General features: G+C 64.1%; 16 protein-coding genes. 6 read left to right on the forward strand and 10 right to left on the reverse strand.

What is annotated here, in order from left to right; translation table 11 throughout:
• The first annotated feature begins 9 nt into the window (after positions 1–9).
• Positions 10–1,278: a UDP-glucose/GDP-mannose dehydrogenase family protein gene (locus BJP06_RS04995; protein WP_071573054.1), complete on the forward strand. Its 1,269-nt coding sequence runs from the start codon at positions 10–12 to the stop codon at positions 1,276–1,278.
• Here BJP06_RS04995 and BJP06_RS05000 read toward each other — a convergent pair.
• The 6 genes from BJP06_RS05000 to BJP06_RS05025 all read right to left on the reverse strand — a co-directional run bounded on the left by BJP06_RS05000 (position 1,275) and on the right by BJP06_RS05025 (position 8,237).
• A complete protein-coding gene (locus BJP06_RS05000; RefSeq protein WP_083433202.1) occupies positions 1,275–2,561 on the reverse strand; it encodes a pyridoxal phosphate-dependent aminotransferase in 1,287 nt (428 codons plus the stop codon). The genes BJP06_RS04995 and BJP06_RS05000 overlap by 4 nt on opposite strands.
• A 22-nt stretch (positions 2,562–2,583) precedes the next feature.
• Positions 2,584–3,234 (reverse strand): DUF1707 domain-containing protein, encoded by a 651-nt coding sequence (locus BJP06_RS05005; protein WP_071573056.1) that lies wholly within the window; start codon positions 3,232–3,234, stop codon positions 2,584–2,586.
• A gap of 251 nt (positions 3,235–3,485) precedes the next feature.
• On the reverse strand, positions 3,486–4,715 hold the full coding sequence (locus BJP06_RS05010) for a Na/Pi symporter (protein WP_083329426.1): 1,230 nt from the start codon (positions 4,713–4,715) through the stop codon (positions 3,486–3,488).
• Between the two features lie 124 nt (positions 4,716–4,839).
• Positions 4,840–5,550, reverse strand: a complete 711-nt coding sequence (locus BJP06_RS05015; protein WP_071573057.1) for a hypothetical protein — start codon at positions 5,548–5,550, stop codon at positions 4,840–4,842.
• A 10-nt stretch (positions 5,551–5,560) separates the two neighbouring features.
• Complete coding sequence (locus BJP06_RS05020) at positions 5,561–6,916, reverse strand: FAD-dependent oxidoreductase (RefSeq protein ID WP_071573058.1); 1,356 nt, start codon at positions 6,914–6,916, stop codon at positions 5,561–5,563.
• 58 nt (positions 6,917–6,974) lie between these two features.
• Positions 6,975–8,237, reverse strand: coding sequence for an AI-2E family transporter (locus BJP06_RS05025; RefSeq protein WP_070479596.1), 1,263 nt, complete (start codon positions 8,235–8,237; stop codon positions 6,975–6,977).
• A gap of 241 nt (positions 8,238–8,478) precedes the next feature.
• Here BJP06_RS05025 and dnaK point away from each other — a divergent pair, with 241 nt between their 5' ends.
• From dnaK to BJP06_RS05045, 4 genes are all read left to right on the forward strand, one after another.
• Complete coding sequence (dnaK, locus tag BJP06_RS05030; RefSeq protein WP_070479595.1) at positions 8,479–10,308, forward strand: molecular chaperone DnaK; 1,830 nt, start codon at positions 8,479–8,481, stop codon at positions 10,306–10,308.
• 30 nt (positions 10,309–10,338) lie between these two features.
• Positions 10,339–10,920 carry a nucleotide exchange factor GrpE gene (gene grpE / locus BJP06_RS05035; RefSeq protein ID WP_071573059.1) on the forward strand — a complete coding sequence of 194 codons (582 nt, stop codon included), beginning with the start codon at positions 10,339–10,341 and terminating at the stop codon, positions 10,918–10,920.
• Positions 10,921–11,023: 103 nt separating this feature from the next.
• Positions 11,024–12,229 (forward strand): molecular chaperone DnaJ, encoded by a 1,206-nt coding sequence (gene dnaJ / locus BJP06_RS05040; protein WP_071573060.1) that lies wholly within the window; start codon positions 11,024–11,026, stop codon positions 12,227–12,229.
• A 2-nt stretch (positions 12,230–12,231) separates the two neighbouring features.
• Positions 12,232–12,645, forward strand: coding sequence for a heat shock protein transcriptional repressor HspR (locus BJP06_RS05045; RefSeq protein ID WP_070479590.1), 414 nt, complete (start codon positions 12,232–12,234; stop codon positions 12,643–12,645).
• A 736-nt stretch (positions 12,646–13,381) separates the two neighbouring features.
• Here the strand turns inward: BJP06_RS05045 and BJP06_RS05050 are convergent.
• From BJP06_RS05050 to BJP06_RS05060, 3 genes are read right to left on the reverse strand one after another with little or no spacing between them, the layout of a single operon-like run.
• On the reverse strand, positions 13,382–15,145 hold the full coding sequence (locus BJP06_RS05050; protein WP_071573061.1) for a pyruvate dehydrogenase: 1,764 nt from the start codon (positions 15,143–15,145) through the stop codon (positions 13,382–13,384).
• Between the two features lie 47 nt (positions 15,146–15,192).
• Positions 15,193–16,377, reverse strand: a complete 1,185-nt coding sequence (locus BJP06_RS05055) for an alpha/beta hydrolase (protein WP_071573062.1) — start codon at positions 16,375–16,377, stop codon at positions 15,193–15,195.
• Positions 16,370–16,615 carry a hypothetical protein gene (locus tag BJP06_RS05060; RefSeq protein WP_071573063.1) on the reverse strand — a complete coding sequence of 82 codons (246 nt, stop codon included), beginning with the start codon at positions 16,613–16,615 and terminating at the stop codon, positions 16,370–16,372. Before BJP06_RS05060 ends, BJP06_RS05055 begins: the two co-directional genes overlap by 8 nt.
• A gap of 89 nt (positions 16,616–16,704) precedes the next feature.
• On the opposite strand from BJP06_RS05060, the gene BJP06_RS05065 reads away from it, so the two are divergent.
• Positions 16,705–17,547, forward strand: coding sequence for a carbon-nitrogen hydrolase family protein (locus BJP06_RS05065; RefSeq protein ID WP_071573064.1), 843 nt, complete (start codon positions 16,705–16,707; stop codon positions 17,545–17,547).
• On the opposite strand, the gene BJP06_RS05070 is transcribed toward BJP06_RS05065, so the two are convergent.
• The gene (locus BJP06_RS05070) at positions 17,504–18,604 is read right to left on the reverse strand and encodes a hypothetical protein (RefSeq protein WP_071573065.1); all 1,101 of its coding nucleotides are present in this window, start codon (positions 18,602–18,604) and stop codon (positions 17,504–17,506) included. The two genes, BJP06_RS05065 and BJP06_RS05070, sit on opposite strands and share 44 nt — an antisense overlap.
• Positions 18,605–18,683 lie beyond the last annotated feature (79 nt).

Below are 18,683 nucleotides of genomic sequence, written 5' to 3' on the forward strand. Positions count from 1 at the left end.
GCCTCGCGTATGCGATTGTCGGTGGTCGGCGCGGGGTATTTGGGGGCGACACACGCTGCGTGCATGGCTGAGCTGGGCCACGAGGTACTGGCGGTGGACACGGATGCGCGCAAGGTTGCGGCCCTGCAGTCGGGGAGTGCGCCGTTTTTCGAGCCCAGCCTCGATGAACTACTCAAGCGCCACACGGCGTCGGGTCGCCTGCGCTTCACGACGGATCTGCGCGAGGTGGCGGGGTTCGCGCGGGTGCATTTTTTGGCCGTCGGCACGCCGCAGGTTTCCGGTGGGCTCGCCGCGGACACTTCATTTCTTGACGACGCCACCTCCCACCTCTCCGCAATCCTTGAGGGGGAGCACCTGGTGGTGGGCAAGTCGACGGTGCCGGTGGGCACGGCGCGCCGCCTGCAGGAGCGCCTCCCGGATGCGGTGGAGGTGGCGTGGAACCCGGAGTTTTTGCGCGAGGGCCACGCGGTGCGGGATACGTTGGCGCCGGACCGGATCGTGGTGGGGCAGCGCCCGGGTGGGCGCGCGGAGCAGGTGCTGCGGGAGGTGTACGCCACTCCTATTGAGCAGGGCTCACCAATGTTGGTGACGGATCTTCCCACCGCTGAACTGGTAAAGGTGGCGGCGAACGCGTTTTTGGCCACGAAGATCTCGTTCATCAACGCGGTCGCGGAGGTCTGCGACGCAGCCGGTGCGGACGTCACCCAGCTTGCGGACGCCATCGGGATGGATGCGCGCATCGGGCGCCAGTTCCTGAACGCCGGGCTCGGTTTCGGCGGCGGCTGCCTGCCGAAGGACGTCCGGGCGTTCATCGCGCGCGCCGACGAGCTCGGCGCGGGTGACTCTGTGCGGTTTCTCAGGGAGGTCGACGCCATCAACCAGGGGCGCCGCGCCCGCGTCGTGGACCTGGCGCGGCGGGAGCTCGGCACGCTGGAGGGGCGCACCATCGCTGTGCTGGGCGCGGCGTTCAAACCGAACTCGGACGATATCCGGGACTCGCCTGCCCTCGACGTCGCGCAGCGCCTCCATGACGCCGGCGCGCACGTTCGCGTTCACGACCCGAAGGCCCTCGACAACGCCCGCGCCGCCTACCCCGATCTTGATGTTCCCGGCACGCTCGCGCAGGCCACCGCAGGCGCGGACCTCTGCATCCTGGCGACCGAGTGGGATGCGTTCCTGGAGCCGCTGGTGGGCGTCGACAAGCGAGTAATTATCGACGCCCGCAACGCCCTCGATATCCCCACCTGGCACAAGGCGGGGTGGCGAGTCATCCGCTAGTGCTGGTGGTAATCCGAAAGGAAGTTGCCGAGGCGCTCGATGGCGTTTTCCAGCTGTGACGCCCACGGCAGCGTGACCACGCGGAAGTGGTCCGGGGTGGGGTAGTTGAAGCCGGTGCCCTGCACCATGAGGATCTTCTCGCTCTTGAGCAGATCCAGCATGAAGCGCTCGTCGTCGTGGATCTGGTACATCTCCGTGTCGATCTTCGGGAAGGCGTACAGGGCGCCCTTCGGCTCCACAACGGAGATGCCCGGGATCTCGCGGAGCTTGCGGACGGCGACGTTACGCTGCTTGTGCAGGCGGCCGCCATCCGCAGTGAGCTCATAAATCGACTGGCGTCCACCCAGGGCCACCTGGATCGCGTGCTGGCCAGGCACGTTCGCGCACAGGCGCGTGCCGGACAGCAGGTCCAGCCCCTCGATGAGGCCCTTCGCCCGGCGACGCGGCCCCGTAATCACCATCCAGCCAGCGCGGTACCCGCACACGCGGTACGCCTTCGACAGGCCGTTGAACGTCAGGGTGATCACGTCCGGGGCAACCTCCGCCATGGAGATGTGCTGGGCGCCGTCGTAAAGAATGCGGTCGTAGATCTCGTCGGCGAAGATCATCAGCTCGTGCTCGCGGGCAATGTTCGCGATGCCCTCGAGTGTCTCCCGCGAGTACACCGCACCCGTCGGGTTGTTCGGGTTAATTACCACGATGGCCTTGGTCTTGCTGGTCACCTTGGAGCGGATGTCCTCCAGCGAGGGGTTCCAGTCGTCCTCCTCGTCGCACTTGTAGTGCACCACCTTGCCGCCCGCAAGTGTCGACGCCGCCGTCCACAGCGGGTAATCCGGCGTCGGAATGAGGATCTCATCACCCTCGTTGAGGGAAGCCTGCGTGACCATGCTGATCAGCTCAGACACGCCGTTACCCAGGTAGACATCATCGATGTCGAACGCCGGGAAATCCGGAATCATCTCGTAGCGCGTCACAATCGCACGCCGCGCCGAAATAATGCCTTTCGACGTGGTGTAGCCCTGGGACGTCGGCAAATTGGCAATCATGTCGCGCATGATCACATCCGGCGCCTCAAACCCGAACACGGCCGGGTTGCCCGTGTTCAGCTTCAGGATGGTGTGGCCGTCGCGCTCCATCTCCTCCGCGGTCGCGCTCACCGGGCCGCGAATGTCATAAAACACGTTCTTCAGCTTCTCGGCCTGGTCAAAGTGCCGGTGCCGCTTAAAAGGCGTGTGCTGCGGGGTTGTTTGTTCTGGTGCTTCTGATTGCTTCTTGTTGGCCATGTGCCAATACTAGCGCCCGAACCTAACCACGTTTGTTGAACCGCTGCATCGTCTGCTGCGCGATATTCAACGCATCGTTCTTGAGTTGGTCCATCTGCTGGCGCTGCTGCTGCTTCCGCATCGCGATCTCCGCCGCCTGATGCGACTGCAACTCCAACTGCTGCATCTTGACCGCCTGGCGCTGCGCCCGCTGAATCTGCCGCACCGACGGCGCGTACCAGCTGTCCGGCCCGACCTTCATCACGTACAGCAGGATAAACACGGTCGGGATGATGAGCAGTGACAGTGTGGCTAGGGCGTCCGCCCCCATCTCTGCAAAGACGCCGATGAATGCGAGGCTGGCGATCGTCGACAAGCCCATCAGACCACCGCGCACATTGCGACCCCTCCTGCGGGCCAGCTCAATGTCCTTGCTGGTGTACACCGGGGAGTTCTGGACCTGCGGCGCCGGTACCTGACACTGGCCCGGCTTCTGCGGCAAATCTTGGAACAACGCCATCAAGTCCGGCGAGTACTCCGCCTTCGCGACAGCCGCACACCGCCTATCGAACTCGTCCATGGTCAGACGCCCTTCCCCGAACGCCACCGACAACGCCGTCACCGCGTCATTGCGGTCGGTGTCGCTGATGCGGTAGTTGAACTGGAAATTCGGATTCGGCTGAGGCATGGTCATAGCTCCTAAGCATACTTGGCTGGTGCGCGGGTGTTCCGGGGCTGGTTGTTGGCGCTTGTCTTGGTCGGCATTTCTGAAATAGTTCCCGCGACCGGGAACTATTTGGCGTGAGCTGCCTGTTCCGGTCGACCAGTTGCTGCGTTTCCCCAGGTGGTGACGCATGTCCACGAAGAAAGGTCCCGGGTTCAACCTGAATTGCGGGAACTTTCTGTCACGAGGGGACGAGGGACAAGGTTGGGTTTTGCCAACCCCTACGACACCCAGTTGGTGATGAATATCGCCAGCAGCGGCAGCGCGAAGAACACGCTGCCGACCCAGATAAAGATGTACACCTTGTTCTTATCGGCGAGGCCGGCGAGCCACTCGGCACCCTTCGGGGGAAGTGCGCGCAGGAACGGCACCGACATAATGATGATGGCTGCGAAGGTGTTGAAGAGGGTGTGTACCAGGGCGGTCTGCATGGCGACCTCGGCAACCTCGGGTGGCGCGGAGAACGCCGCAATCAGCCCGGTGACGGTGGTGCCGATGTTGGCGCCGACCACGAACGGGAACAGGTCCCGCATGTGGAACTTGCCCGACGCCGCCAGCGGCACCGTCAGCGACGTGGTGGTGGAGGAGGACTGTACCGCCGTGGTGATGACGGCGCCGGAAAGCACACCGGAGAGGGTGCCCTTGCCGAGTGCCGCGTGCAGGAACTCCTGCGCCCGGCCGACCAGCAGCGTGCCGAGCATGTTGCCGATGAACCCGATGACCACCATGATCAGGGCGATGCCGCCAATCGAGAGGATGATGCCGCCCCACACGTGGCTCAGCGGGCTGACGGCGGTTTCGGCGAGGGAGACGAGTGGTTCGGTGATGGCGTCGACAAAGTCGCCGATGCCGCTGAAGATCGTGTTGAGGATGCCGCCGGAACCACCGCTGGTGTAGTGCGCGATCGCGCCCGAGGTCTTTTGCAGGAAGCCGGTGGCGAGCTCGAGCGGCATGAAGATGGCCAGGGCGATCAGGTTGAAGAAGTCGTGCACAGTGGCCATCGCGAAGGCGCGGCGGAACTGCTCCTTGTTACCGGAAAGGCCGAGCGCGACGAGGGTGGCGGTGACGGTGGTGCCCAGGTTGGCGCCGAAGAGCATCGGGATGGCGATTTCGATGGGCAGGCCACCCGCAACCATGCCGACGGTAATCGATGTGGTGGTGGAGGAGGACTGCATGATCGCCGTGGCGAGGATACCGATGCCCAAGCCCACGAACGGGTTCTGCGCAAACGAGAAGAGTTCCTCGGCGCGGTCACCGGCGGCCATCTGGAAGCCGGCGCCGATCATGCTCACCGCGTTGAGCAGCAGCCACACCGCGACGACGACGGACATCCAGTCCACGAAGGTCTTGAAGGGGCCACCGAACGGCAGGAAACCCAGTGGGTCTTTCTTACCTGCGTCTGCTCCGTCGGGGTGGTGCGTGAACGTCGTTGTCGCGGTGTCCATGCTCATATGATGAAGCGCTTCCTGTCGTTGAAAAAACTCTCGCCAAAAAGGGCCCAAGGTGTGGGCCAACGTATCACCATAATGTGCGCACGTGCACGGTCGGTAACACCAAAGTAAACTTTAGGCGAACTTATCGCAGCTGCCGCGCGTACCAGCCCGGGATCGAGTTTGACGACGTCGTGGGCTGGTCAAGGTCCATAGAAACAGGAGACAGCAGTTCGGGTCCGAAGTACAGCTCCGGGTAGGAGCCGGTCATCCAGTACTTCTTGTCTTTCCATACCCCGCCCGAGGTGACGGCGACGAAGCCACGGCCCGGGATCCAGATGGGGCCGCCGGAGTCACCGTGGCGAGGCCCGGCGATGGAGGTTGCCACCATGTTGCCGCGCACCCCAGTGACGTGCCCGCAGAACTCGCGGCGCGTGGTGGCGCCGTAGGAGCAGACGCGTTCGCCCGGGCGCACCGCGTTGGGGTGGACTTTCGCGTTGCCGGAGAACCGGTTGGCGCCGGCGGTAGCGCCGGAGAGGGTGACGTAGGCGAAGTCGTTGGGGCCGTCGGCGGAAACGAGCCAGCCGGGGAAGGAGATCACCGTGCCGATGCGCCGGCCGCTGCCGTCAAGCACCTGCTGGAACGGGAACTTCACGCAGTGACGCGCGATGGCGATCTGGTTGCGCGCATGGTCCACGTAGCCGACGGTGCAGATACCGTAGGCGAGCCCCATGTCGAGGCGGACGCGGTCGCCCTGGTTCACCATCGGCCGCGCGTCGGCGGCGGGGGCGAGCAGGGAAGTGGCGGTGGCGACGCCCACGCATGCAACGGCGATCTTCTTCATAAACTGGCGCATAGCCAGCAGCTTACTGCTTGTGGTGGGCGTAGGAGACCATTTCGTCCCACTCGACGATCTTCTTACGCTCGCGGCTGTGGGTGCCACACTCTTCGCCGAGCTTGCGCTCCGCTTCGTCGAGGCGGTACCAGCCGTCCCACGTGGTGTAGTCGATGCTGCGCTCGTCGAGAAGTCCGAGGATGGCGTCCGGGTCCTCGTGGACCGGGGCAGTGAGCTTGCCGGCGTCAGCGTCGGCGATGAGCATGTCGGTCGTTTCCTTCGCGTCCGACTTCGTGTTGCCGATTAGGCCGACCGGGCCACGCTTGATCCAGCCGGTGACGTAGAGGGAGTCCTCGAAGCCGTCCTCGCCGAGGACGTGGCCACCGTCGTTCGGGATGACGTGGCGCTCAAGGTCGAACGGGACGCCCTCGACGGGTTCGGAGCGGTAGCCGATGGCGTGGTAGACTTGCTGGACTGGCCAGTCGGTGAACTTGCCGGTGCCGCGCAGCCCGCCTTCGCCGTCGAACTCGGTGCGCTCGGTGCGGATACCAACGATGGCGTCGCCCTCGGTGAGCACCTCAACAGGGGACTCGAAGAAGTGAATGTGGATCTTGTGCGGGGCGTCGTCCGGCTCGCGCATCGCGTACTGCTCCAGGACCTGGCAGTTCAGGTCGATGGACTTGTCGGCGCGGCGCAGTTCCTCGGAGGGACCGTCGTAATCAATGTCTTCAGGGTCGACGAGCACCTGGATGGTGTCGGACTCGTCGAGCTCGCGTAGCTCCTTCGGCGTGAACTTCGCCTGCGCCGGCCCGCGGCGGCCGAACATGTGGATGACCTCGGCCTTGTTGTTCTTCAGGGACTCGTAGACGTTGTCCGGGATCTCAGTGACCAGCAGTTCGTCGCCGGTCTTCGCCAGGATTCGGGAGATATCCAGCGCCACATTGCCGACGCCCACCACCGCGACCTCGCGCGCCTCCAGGTTCCAGGAGCGCTCGAAGCGCGGGTTGCCATCGTAGAAGCCGACAAACTCGCCGGCGCCGATCGACTTGTCGCCACCTGGGACGAGGAACTCACGGTCGCGGACAGCGCCGGCGGAGATGATGATGGCGTCGTAGTACTCGCGCAGCTCATCAATGGTGATGTCGCGGCCGACGGTGATGTTGCCCAGGAAGCGCAGGTTCGGCTTGTCCATCACGTTGTGCAGCGACTTGACGATGCCCTTGATGCGCGGGTGGTCCGGGGCGACACCGTAGCGGATGAGGCCGAACGGCGCAGGCATCTGCTCAAACAGGTCGACGTGGATCTCGTGCTCCTGATTGCGGATGAGCAGATCGGATGCGTAGATACCGGCTGGCCCGGCACCTACGACAGCGACGCGCAGACTCATAGAAATATGTCCTTTCGGTTTTTGAGGCTAGTTATCTTAACAATATAGCGCTACGTGTTTAGTTCTTGGAGCGCCTGCCCATTTGTGCCATGTGTTCGCGCACGGCGTTGAAGGCCTCCTTGGAGTCCAACGTCTGGCTCTGTTGGGTGGCCATTTGGACCTCGTCGGGGGTGACTTCGCCAGTTCGGAGCGAGACCATCTCTGCCCAGTAGCGGAACCAGACAGCGAGGACCGCGGCGACCGGCACCGCGAGGAACGCGCCGACGATGCCGAACAGCGTGCCGCCGAGCGCCACGGAGAGCAGCACGATCGCTGCGTGCAGGCCCATTGCCTGGGACTGCAGGATCGGCTGGAGGATGTTGCTCTCCAGCTGCTGCACCACGATGATGAGCACGAGCACCAGGATGGCGTTGGTCAGGCCGTTGGAGACCAGCGCGATGATCACCGCCAACGCGCCCGCCGTGACCGCACCGATGATGGGGACGAAGCCCGCGAAGAACGTGATCACTGCCAGGACCGGCCACAGTGGCACGCCGAGTAGGAGCAGGCCGAGGCCGATGAAGATGGCGTCGACAGCCGAGACGACCGCCTGCGTGCGGATGAAGCCGGACAGCGTGTTCCAGGAACGCATGCAGACCTCGGTGAGGTGCCAACCGGCGCGCACGCCGACGTAACCCTTGAGCCACGGCAGGAACTTTGAGCCGTCCTTCAGGAAGAAGAAGGTGAGGATCAGGGTCAGCGCCAAGGTGGTGCCGACGGACGCGATCGCCCCGAGGCCTGAGAACACACCAGACGCGATGTTGGAGGCCTGGCCTCGCAGGACGTTCGTGACCTGGTCGATGACCTCTTGAACCTTGGTTGGATCGATGAGCTCGTTATCGACGTTGTCGCGCAGCCAGTGCGTGATCTGGTCAATACCCTGCTGCGCCTGGTCGACGAGCTGGGTGCCCTGGGTGCGAACGGTCGGGGCCATCGCGGCGAAAATGCCGCCGATGATGGCGAACGCCCCCACGAGCACGCCGGCCGCAGCGAGCGCAGGCGGCGCTTTCTTCTTGCGCAGCCAGTCCACTGGCGGCCACAGCACCGTGCACACGATGAGCGCTAGGAAGATCGGCAGCAGTCCCATCCAGACGTACTTCAGCAGGTACAGCAGGATGGCGGTGGCGGCGACGATGATGATGAATCTCGCCGCCCAAGCTGCCGCGGTGCGCCCGTCGGAGGCGATGACCGTGCTGCGGTCAACATTTTCTGAGGAAAGCTCCTGCGCGGCGTCGGCCGCGGTGGGCTGTGTTTCCTCCTGTGGTTCAACTTCGTTGTTCATACCAAGACATTGTGCCAGACCTCTCCGACATAACTTATTTACACCCCCTGGACTGCAAGATTAGGAAAAGTTGAGTCGAGTGGGAATAACTTTCTGGATTGCATGTTGTAAGGATTGAGCGTGACAGGCTCAAGGTTGGCGGAACTTCTGCTACAGTGGTTCCCGTCAAGTTGAGTCGAGGCGATTCAACTTCGGATTAACTTCAGAAATGACTTCGACAAACACAGGAGGAAATGTAGAAATGGGACGCGCAGTAGGTATTGACCTTGGTACGACAAACTCGGTTGTCTCTGTCCTTGAAGGCGGAGAGCCGGTAGTTATCGCGAACGCTGAGGGTTCGCGCACCACCCCGTCTGTCGTCGCGTTTGCGAAGAACGGCGAGGTGCTGGTTGGCCAGTCCGCGAAGAACCAGGCGGTCACCAACGTTGACCGCACGATCCGCTCCGTTAAGCGTCACATGGGCGAAGACTGGACGGTCGAGATTGATGACAAGAAGTACACCCCGCAGGAGATTTCCGCACGTACGCTGCAGAAGCTGAAGAGGGACGCAGAGGCATACCTCGGCGAGGAGGTTACCGACGCCGTCATTACCGTCCCTGCCTACTTCGAGGACGCACAGCGTCAGGCTACGAAGGAAGCCGGCCAGATCGCAGGTCTGAACGTCCTGCGCATCGTCAACGAGCCGACGGCAGCTGCACTGGCATACGGCCTGGAGAAGGCTGACAAGGAGCAGACCATCCTGGTCTTCGACCTTGGTGGCGGTACCTTCGACGTCTCCCTGCTGGAGATCGGCGACGGCGTCGTAGAGGTCCTGGCAACCGCGGGTGACAACGAGCTCGGTGGCGACGACTGGGACAACCGCGTGGTTGAGTGGCTCGTCGATAAGTTCAAGTCTGCACAGGGCGTCGACCTGTCCAAGGACAAGATGGCGATGCAGCGCCTGCGTGAGGCCGCTGAGAAGGCAAAGATCGAGCTGTCTTCCTCCCAGCAGGCATCCATCAACCTGCCATACATCACGGTTGATGCCGAGAAGAACCCACTGTTCCTCGACGAGACGCTGACGCGCACCGAGTTCCAGAAGATCACCTCTGACCTGCTGGACCGCACCAAGGCGCCGTTCAACCAGGTCATCAAGGACGCTGGACTCTCCGTCGGCGAGATTGACCACGTTGTGCTGGTCGGTGGTTCCACTCGTATGCCGGCCGTGACCGACATGGTCAAGGAGCTCACCGGCGGCAAGGAGCCGAACAAGTCCGTGAACCCGGACGAGGTCGTGGCACTCGGTGCGGCGCTGCAGGCAGGTGTCCTGCGTGGCGACGTCAAGGACGTCCTGCTTCTCGACGTCACCCCGCTCTCCCTCGGCATCGAGACCAAGGGCGGCGTGATGACCAAGCTCATCGAGCGCAACACCACCATCCCGACGAAGCGTTCCGAGACCTTCACCACGGCTGAAGACAACCAGCCAAGCGTGCAGATCCAGGTCTTCCAGGGCGAGCGCGAGATGGCTTCCGCGAACAAGCTGCTCGGCTCCTTCGAGCTGGCTGGCATCGCACCGGCACCGCGCGGTGTTCCGCAGATTGAGGTCACCTTCGACATCGACGCCAACGGCATCGTGTCCGTCTCCGCAAAGGACAAGGCGACCGGCAAGGAAAACACGATCAAGATCCAGGACGGCTCCGGCCTGTCCCAGGAGGAGATCGACCGCATGATCAAGGACGCCGAGGCACACGCCGACGAGGACAAGAAGCGCCGCGAGGAGCAGGAAACCCGCAACGGTGCAGAGTCCGCGGCTTACCAGACGCGCAAGTTCATGGAAGACAACGCCGACAAGCTGCCGGAGGACCTCAAGACCCGCGTCACCGAGGCAGCCGACGCCGTCGACGAAGCACTCAAGGGAGATGACCTTGAAGCGGTGAAGTCGGCTGTCGAGAAGCTGAACACCGAGTCGCAGGAGCTGGGCAAGGTGCTCTACGAGGCACAGGCCAACGAGGGCGCAACCCAGGCCGAGGCAGCCGACGACAACGTTGTCGACGCCGAGGTAGTCGACGAAGACACCGACGAAACCAAGTAAACAACAGCAACACTGCAGAAGGAGGTCACCATGACGAACCCGAATACTCCGGAACCGGAGCAGGTTGAAGACCTGATCGAAGAAGCCGAGGCAGTAGCAGCAGAAGCTGCCGAGCCCGAAGCTGAGGTCGACGCCGACGCTGCACCGGAAACGGACGAGGGCGAGCAGGATGACGTCGAAAAGCAGCTTGCTGAGCGGACCGAAGACCTGCAGCGTGTGAGCGCCGAGTATGCAAACTACCGGCGCCGCACCGAGCGGGAACGCGCGGCCATCGCCGAGCATGCGAAAGCAGCCTTCGCCACCGAACTGCTCCCGCTTCTCGACGACCTCGACCTCGCCGAACAACACGGAGACTTAAACGAAGGCCCACTGAAAGCCTTCGCCGACAAACTCCGTGGCGTGGCCACCGCGCAACGCGTCGAAGCCTTCGGCGCAGAAGGCGACGCCTTTGACCCTGAAACCCACGAGGCAGTCCAAGACCTGTCCTCCGGCGACAACAAGGTCATCGGCACCGTGCTGCGCAAGGGCTACCGCGTAGGCGACCGACTCGTGCGAAACGCAATGGTCATCATCGCCGATCCTGCGGAAGAGCCTGCTGAAGACAACGAGTAACAACAAAACCCAGGGCCGGGGCGTGAGGTGCGCGAAAAGCGGCCTTTACGCCCCGGTTTTGTACTTGAAATAACAAAATTCATCCGAGAAAGGAGGGTGCGAGATGGCTATGCAACAAGAGTGGGCCAACAAGGACTACTACGGCGACCTCGGCGTCTCCAAAGACGCGTCCACAGCTGACATTAAGAAGGCATACCGCAGGCTCGCACGCGAAAACCACCCCGACTCCAACCCCGGCAACAAAGCCGCCGAGGAGAAGTTTAAGAAGGTGGCAGAAGCGTACGACGTCGTCGGCGACGAAGAAAAACGCAAAGAATACGACCAGTTCAAGGCGATGATGAGCTCCGGCGGCTTCGGCGGCCGATTCGGAGGGGCAGGAGGTCCCGGCTTTCCGGGAGGGTTTCGCCAAACGGGGCAGAGCGACTTCAACTTCTCCGACCTCTCCGACATCTTCGGAGGAGCCGGGGGTGCTGGACAAGCTGGAGAAGGCGGCCTTGGTGATCTCTTCGGTGGCCTCTTTAACCGCGGCGGCGCTGCTGGCAGGAACGCTCGGCCGTCGCGGGGGGCGGACGTCGAGACGGAAATAACCCTCGACTTCCGCGAAGCCGCCAAAGGCACCACCTTCCCCGTCGAACTCACCGGCGACGCCCCATGCACCACATGCCACGGCTCCGGATCCAAATCCGGCCACGTCACCCAGTGCGAACAGTGCCACGGCTCCGGCTACGTCCGCGAGAACTCCGGCGCATTCGGCATGGCCCGCCCCTGCACCAACTGCGGTGGCACCGGCGACGTAATCACGGACCCGTGCACCACGTGCCACGGCACCGGCACCGTCCGGCGCTCCCGCACCATCACGGTGCGCATCCCCGCCGGCGTCGTCGACGGCCAAAAAGTGCGCCTCGCAGGACAAGGCGAAGCAGGCCCCAACGGCAAACCAGCCGGCGACCTCTTCGTCACCGTCCACGTCCGCCCCGACAAAGTGTTCACCCGCACCGGCGACGACCTCGAAGTCACCGTCCCCGTCTCCTTCAGCGAACTCGCCCTCGGCGGCACCATCACCGTGCCCACCCTGGACAAACACGTCCGCGTGAAGGTCCCCGCAGGCACCCCCAACGGGCGCACCCTGCGAGTCAAGGGGCGCGGCGTGCCACGCAAATCCGGCAACGCCGGCGACCTGCTGGTCACCGTCGAAGTCGCAGTGCCCAAGGACCTGGACGCAGCCGCCACCAGCGCGCTGCGCGCCTACCAACAAGCCGAACGCGACTCCGGCTTCGACCCGCGCGCCGGGTGGGCAGGAGGTGCATAACCATGGCTGAGGAGTACTACGTCATCTCCGTCGCCGCCGAACTCACCGGCATGCACGCCCAAACCCTGCGCACCTACGACCGCATCGGCCTGGTCACACCGATGCGGACCAGCGGCGGCGGGCGCCGCTACTCCCGACGCGACATCTCCATGCTGCGCCGGATCCAACAGCTCTCCCAGGAAGACGGCGTCAACCTCGCCGGCATCAAAACCATCATCGAGCTCACCGAACACATCGACGAGCTCCAAGAAGAACTGGCGGCCAAACGCGAAGAAAACGCGCAACTACGCCAACGCTTGGAACGCCAACGCTTGGAAACCCGCCCGCGTGGCGGCGAACTCGTCCACGTTCCGCGCTCCACCGCGCTGGTGACGTGGGAACCGTCCTCCGCCAGGTCACGGCGCCGGGCGCGGTAAAGCAGGATTCGGCCCCTAGGTGGCAGGACAGCCTCCGCCTTCTCGTGCAGTGCATGGGCGGGGGCTGTTTTCTGTTGCTTGCTGGGTTCGCTGTCCGTTTTGTGCGCGTATCCCAGGCTTCGCGACACCAAATTCCTTTGCTCAGAGGTCGCGACCTGGGGAAACGCCACGCGCCGTCCGGAAAAACAGTGAATTTGGTGTCTACAGAGAAAGGGAAGGCACCAAATCCCATTGCCAATAATCTGCGACCTGGGAAAACACAAAACCAGATCCAGAAAGCAGCGAATTTGGTGCGCTGGTGGAGCGCGTTTGGGCGGGCCATGGCGTCCGTTGTGCTCGCTTTGTGCTCGCTGTGCTCGTGTCGAGGTGTTTAAAGCGTGCGATGCAGGTCGCCGGAAATCAACCGGACCGGTTGAAAATGCGCGACCTGCATCGCTCGCTTTTAATCGAACGCTTTGAGTGGATTAGGGGCGGGGAGCACAGGGCCGAGCAGGGCTGCAGACTTCCGAAAAGTTCCCACGATCGCGGCATGAATGGAGAACGATCTTCGTGGACGGGCGTCGTGGCCTGGGGAAACGGGTCGGTTGGTCGACCGGAATCGACCCAAAACGCAAAATCGTTCCCGGGCGCGGGAACTTTTTCAAAACGGCAGGAGGAGAAGCCTGCAAACCCCGAAAAACGAAGCGGCCCCGGGCAGAAACCCGGGGCCGCAAAGGCGTTGGAGCCTAACTGACCACTACTTAAAGGTGATCGACGCTGCGCCGCCGATGTGGCGGAGGTTGGAGCGTGCCAGGTCGATCATGCGGCCGACGCCGCCGTCGAGGACGGTTTTGGTTGCGGCGGCGGTGAAGCCCTTCATCATGTCCCAGGTGATGTTTGGTGGCATGGACAGGGCGTCCGGGTCGGTGACGATGTCGACGAGGACGGGGCCGTCGTAGGCGAGGGCCTCCTTGAGCTTCGGGCGCAGGTCGGCGGGGTCTTCGATGCGGAAGGACTTGATGCCGACGCCTTCGGCGATGTTGGCGTAGTTGACGCCGTCGTGGTCGGTTTCGTGCTCGGGGAAGCCTTGGACGAGCATTTCGAGTTTGACCATGCCGAGTGAGGAGTTATTGAACACGATGGTCTTCACTGGCAGGTTGTGCAGCTTGACGGTGAGCAGTTCGCCGAGCAGCATGCCGAGGCCGCCGTCGCCGGACCAGGAGATGACCTGGCGGTCGGGGAATGCGGCTTGGACGCCGATGGCCTGCGGGAGGGCGTTGGCCATGGTGCCGTGCAGGAAGGATGCGGATTCGTCGCGCTTGCCGTTGGGGGTGAGGTAGCGGGAGGACCACACGTTGCACATGCCGGTGTCGACGGTGAAGTAGGCGTCTTCGTCGGCGAGTTCGTCGAGGACGGAGGCGGCGAGCTCTGGGTGGATTGGGGTGCGGGCTTCGCGGGCTTCCGTCGTGTACTTGCCGACGACCGACTCCAGCAGCTCAGCGTGACGCTTCAGCATTGCGTCCAGGAAGGAGCGGTCCTTCTTCTCCTCGATGTGCGGGAGGATGTTCTCGATGACGCTCTTGACGTCGCCGATGACGGGGTAGTGCACCTTGGTGCGGCGGCCGATGTGGGCGCCGTCGATGTCGATCTGGGCGACGTTCTTGCTGGGCAGCCAGTCGGTGTATGGGAAGTCGGTGCCGACCATGATGAAGAGGTCTGCCTTGTCGGAGGCTTCGTGGCAGGCGCCGTAGCCGAGGAGGCCGGACATGCCGACGTCGTATGGGTTGTCGTACTCGATGTACATCTTGCCGCGGAAGGAGTGGCCGACTGGTGCCTTGATCTTTTCGGCGAGTGCGAAGACTTCGTCGCGGGCGTCCTTGGCGCCGTAGCCGCAGAAGAGGGTGACGGTGTCGGCCTCGTTGATGGCTTCGACCAGGCGGGCGGCTTCGGCTGGGTCTGGGTAGACGCGCTTGTTGCCGCCGGTGGCGTAGTTGCCGGACAGGGTTGGGGCGTCGGCGGTGACTTCTTGTGCGAAGACGTCACCTGGGACGACGACGACCGATACGCCGTTGCCGGACATGGTGTTCTGGATGGCGTTGTGGACGACGCGCATGCCCTGGTCGGCGGAGTTTGCCATCTCGCAGTAGGAGGAGCACTCCTGGAAGAGCAATTCTGGGTGGGTTTCCTGGAAGAAGGATGACCCGATGTGGAAGGACGGGATGTGTGAGGCGATCGCGAGGACCTTTGCGCCGTTGCGGTGCGCCTCGAAGAGTCCTTGGACGAAGTGGGTGTTGCCTGGGCCGCAGGATGCGCCGCACACTGCGAGTTCGTCGGTTGCGAGTGCGTCGGAGCCGGCGGCGAATGCGGCGGCTTCCTCGTTGCGCACGTGGACCCATTCGATGCCTTGGGTGCGGACGGCGTCGGAAAGCGGGTTGAGGGAGTCACCGACGAGGCCGTAGATGCGCTTGACGCCGAGCTCCTTCAGCTTGGCAACGAATGCCGAGGCGAAGTTCTGAGCCATTCCTAAAATCTCCTTTTATTTGAAGAATAAATTAACCGCTTATCATGTTACCTTTTCACCTCCTGGAACTCGAAAGATTGTGTGAGATCTGACACAAAGGCCTCGTCTGTGAAGTAGGCGCTATGACCGCCCGTCACCCCAGGTAGGACGCGCGCGCCGTAGGCGGGATCAGTTGGCGACGCCCCCAGCACCGCCTGCGGACCGGACCTGGTCCACAGGATCGGATCGTCCGGAGAATCCACGGCGACCACCCGCGAGTCTGGCCCTGCCAGTCGTAGGTCGCTCACGTGGCTACCGGCGACGCCGGCGCTGCCGACGAGCCAGAGCTGGTCGGTAAGCAGGCCGTGGTGGACGGCGGCCTCGGTGGCCACACGCGTGCCGTAGCTGTGGGCAAGCACCACCCGGTGGGCGTTGGGGAAGCGGTCGGTGAGCGCGAGTTGGAAGGCGGAGAGGTCGTCGGCGCCGCGGCGCGCCGGGCCGGGGTCCAGGCCATTGACCACGTTGGGTGGCGGGTCGTAGCCCTGCCAGAGGATCACTGTGGCGCCGGTGCGCTCGGCGAGGAACTGCGCACGGGCAAGCTCACCGCTCAAGCCTTCGGGGCGGCCGGTGGACACGCCGGCGACCATGGTGATCACACGCGCCGGGTCCACCACGTCGCCGACCGCCAGTGTCGCCGACACAGGCCCGGCTTCTAGTACGGTCGCGCCCGCGGACTCAACGAGCTCGCGGCGTGCCGGGTCGAGCGCGGCCAGGTTTGTCCGGTGTATCTGGCCAAGCTCTACGCCGTGGCGTGCGATGAGCGGCACGTGCCCGCGCGCTGCCTCCAGGTCACGCTCGCGCGCATTGCAGAGGGCCTCGAGCTCGGCGGCGCACAACGTGTCGAAGGTCCGCGAAACCCCGTTCAGCACCTGCACGGCCAGCGCGTAGACGGGGCTGCCGCGCAGGGAGCGCGCCATCGCGTCGAGGCGCGCCTGCCAGGTGGCGTAGCGGCGCAGCACCTTGGCGGCCTGGGTGAGGTCGTCGGCAGGGTGGGCGAAGGTGGCGTCGACACGCTGGAGGCGCTGCAGAGCCGCGGTAGGTGCGGACCCGCCAAAACCAACCCCCACCAGATCGGACCGAGCTACATGGCATGCCTGGGAACGTGCGCGGAACTCGGCGACGGCACCCTCCAACACGCCCGCGGCGACCATCAGCTGCCCGGCGTCTAGGGCAGGGCGGTACGCATCAGACATGGCGCAACGCCTCCGCGAGGCGGGTGTCGCAGTGGATGCAGTCGTCCGCAAATGAGGCGATGGATTCTAAATGTGCGTTAAGAGCGATGGTGGAGGCGTCGAAAAGCGATTGGGCGCGATCTTCCAGCGAGCGTAACGCGGCGGCGCTGGCGCTGTCGCGCAGCTCAGCGCGGGGAAGCGACGTGCGGGCGACGCGGTGCGAACGGGCGAGGGACGGGACGGTCGTTGATAAATGCATGCACCCATCCTCGAAAACACGCCGAAGCAGGGCAAGGAAACTGCATGAAACCCTGTGGATAAAATTTCAGATTCGCTAAAGTTATCCACATGCGTATCGTGTTGGCACAATTTACCAGCGGACCTGATAAAATGCGCAACCTTTCGCGCATAGAACCGCAGGTCAGAGAGGCCGCGCGCCGGGGTGCGACGCTCATCGTGCTGCCGGAGGCCGCCTCACACGCGTTCGGGGCAGGCCGCCTCGACCACCAAGCTGAGGACACCGACGGGCCATTCACGCAGGGGCTGTTTTCTCTGGCCAAGGAGCTCGGCGTGACGATCGTGGCGGGCTCGTTCCGCCCGGCGGACACCGTCGGCAGTATCAACCGCGTCTACAACACCACCCTCGTCCTCGACGGCCACAGCGAGCACCCGCTCATTCTCACCTATGACAAGGTGCACCTTTACGACGCCCACAGCTACCACGAATCCCGCACCGTCAAGGCCGGCGACACCCTGCTCACGTTCCGGCACGGCGACGCCACCATCGGCGTGGCCACCTGCTTCGACATCCGCTTCCCGGAACAGTTCAAGGAGCTGGCGGCGATGGGCGCGCACGTCATCGTGGTGCCGACGAGCTGGGCAGACGGCCCGGGCAAGCTCGAGGAGTGGCGCTTATTGACGCGCGCCCGCGCCCTCGACTCCGGCGTATTCATCGCGGCGGCCGGGCAGTCCCGCCCGAACCACGAGACCGAGGCCGGCGAGAAGTCCGGCCCGACCGGCATCGGGTTCTCCACGCTCGTGGCGCCGGACGGGCGCAGGATCGTGGAGGCCGGCTACGGCCCCGAGCTTCTCGACGCCGACATCGACATCTCGCACGTCGCCGCCGTACAGGAGGACGTCCCCCTCATTAGGCTTTCGGAAACTGGACCGTTGCGTCAGTCGCGCATGTAAGCACGCCGCGAGCTCCGGCGGCTTCCAGGGCCTCGCGGTACTCCGCGGCCTCGGCACCCTTGCCGCACAGCACGATCTGGTGGTCCCACCACGTGCCCGGCGCCGACACGAACGCCGGGCCCGGCACCCAAATCGCCTTCGCGGCGCTCTGCCCGAATTCGCCCGCGGTCGGCGCGACGCGCGTCACCTGCAGCCAAGGCTGGGAATCGGCGAGGGAGTTGATGGTGCGGGCGTCGTAAAAATCGTCTGCGCCGTCCCCGCACAGCACCAGGTGCACCTCGGGGCGGATGCGTTCCTCGATGAGCCCGAACACCACCGACTTCGCCGCCGCCCACCCGGTGCCCACCGCCACGAGCAGCATCTTTGGCCGGTTCGCGCGGACCGCAGGGCCACGCGCAGCACCCAACGTCAGGTAGTCGCCAACCTCCACATCCGGCCCGTCGAGGTGGAACTCCAGCTGCCCGAACCGGTTCGGCGGCACCGCCGGAGCCAACGCCCACCACACGCCCTGGTTACCAGCGCGCATCACCGGCAGCGCCTGCCCCGCCGCGTACCCGACCACCACAGACGCCTCCGCCCGCACGACCCACGCCGACCCGTCCTGTACAACCGAGGTCACCTGCGCCACCGACGCCGCGGCCACCCCGGCCTCGTCAGCCTCCCGCGACACCCGCTCCATCTCCCGCGCCGCACGCACCAACACCTGCGTATCGACGCCCACAACCCCACCAACGATCTCCGCCACTGCCGGAAACTCCGACGCCGGAAACCCAGTGCGCCGCAGATCCAACGCCCACTCGCGAAGCGGGGTAAGGGTTGCCTCAGGGATTGCTGCCCCCGCTGCCTCGGACTCCTGAGAGGAGGCGAGGGTGAACGAAGTGGCGTCGAGAAGCACTTGAGGTACCTCCGTGGCACCTTCCGGAAAGACCATCGCTGCCTGCGGATACTGCTCCACAATCCGCTCAAACAGCGTGGCGCGCACCTCCGAATTTGGCTGCGCGAGCGCCTGCAACGCGGCCGAATTTGGGCCATCAGCAACGGGGGCAAACTTTGTCATAGGGCCAGGGTACTGTTTCCCGGCGTAGGTGAGGTGGACTAGTGTGAGCGGGGAAACAAAGAGAGAGAAAGGTGCCGCA

Source organism: Corynebacterium sp. NML120713 (assembly GCF_001875735.1).
Taxonomy (GTDB): domain Bacteria; phylum Actinomycetota; class Actinomycetes; order Mycobacteriales; family Mycobacteriaceae; genus Corynebacterium; species Corynebacterium pseudogenitalium.

Bases quoted from the DNA above. Each gene is read 5' to 3' on its own strand.
- BJP06_RS04995 (WP_071573054.1), top strand. From the start codon at position 10: ATGCGATTGTCGGTGGTCGGCGCGGGGTATTTGGGGGCGACACACGCT.
- BJP06_RS05000 (WP_083433202.1), bottom strand. From the start codon at position 2,561: ATGGCCAACAAGAAGCAATCAGAAGCACCAGAACAAACAACCCCGCAG.
- BJP06_RS05005 (WP_071573056.1), bottom strand. From the start codon at position 3,234: ATGACCATGCCTCAGCCGAATCCGAATTTCCAGTTCAACTACCGCATC.
- BJP06_RS05010 (WP_083329426.1), bottom strand. From the start codon at position 4,715: ATGAGCATGGACACCGCGACAACGACGTTCACGCACCACCCCGACGGA.
- BJP06_RS05015 (WP_071573057.1), bottom strand. From the start codon at position 5,550: ATGCGCCAGTTTATGAAGAAGATCGCCGTTGCATGCGTGGGCGTCGCC.
- BJP06_RS05020 (WP_071573058.1), bottom strand. From the start codon at position 6,916: ATGAGTCTGCGCGTCGCTGTCGTAGGTGCCGGGCCAGCCGGTATCTAC.
- BJP06_RS05025 (WP_070479596.1), bottom strand. From the start codon at position 8,237: ATGAACAACGAAGTTGAACCACAGGAGGAAACACAGCCCACCGCGGCC.
- dnaK (WP_070479595.1), top strand. From the start codon at position 8,479: ATGGGACGCGCAGTAGGTATTGACCTTGGTACGACAAACTCGGTTGTC.
- grpE (WP_071573059.1), top strand. From the start codon at position 10,339: ATGACGAACCCGAATACTCCGGAACCGGAGCAGGTTGAAGACCTGATC.
- dnaJ (WP_071573060.1), top strand. From the start codon at position 11,024: ATGGCTATGCAACAAGAGTGGGCCAACAAGGACTACTACGGCGACCTC.
- BJP06_RS05045 (WP_070479590.1), top strand. From the start codon at position 12,232: ATGGCTGAGGAGTACTACGTCATCTCCGTCGCCGCCGAACTCACCGGC.
- BJP06_RS05050 (WP_071573061.1), bottom strand. From the start codon at position 15,145: ATGGCTCAGAACTTCGCCTCGGCATTCGTTGCCAAGCTGAAGGAGCTC.
- BJP06_RS05055 (WP_071573062.1), bottom strand. From the start codon at position 16,377: ATGTCTGATGCGTACCGCCCTGCCCTAGACGCCGGGCAGCTGATGGTC.
- BJP06_RS05060 (WP_071573063.1), bottom strand. From the start codon at position 16,615: ATGCATTTATCAACGACCGTCCCGTCCCTCGCCCGTTCGCACCGCGTC.
- BJP06_RS05065 (WP_071573064.1), top strand. From the start codon at position 16,705: ATGCGTATCGTGTTGGCACAATTTACCAGCGGACCTGATAAAATGCGC.
- BJP06_RS05070 (WP_071573065.1), bottom strand. From the start codon at position 18,604: ATGACAAAGTTTGCCCCCGTTGCTGATGGCCCAAATTCGGCCGCGTTG.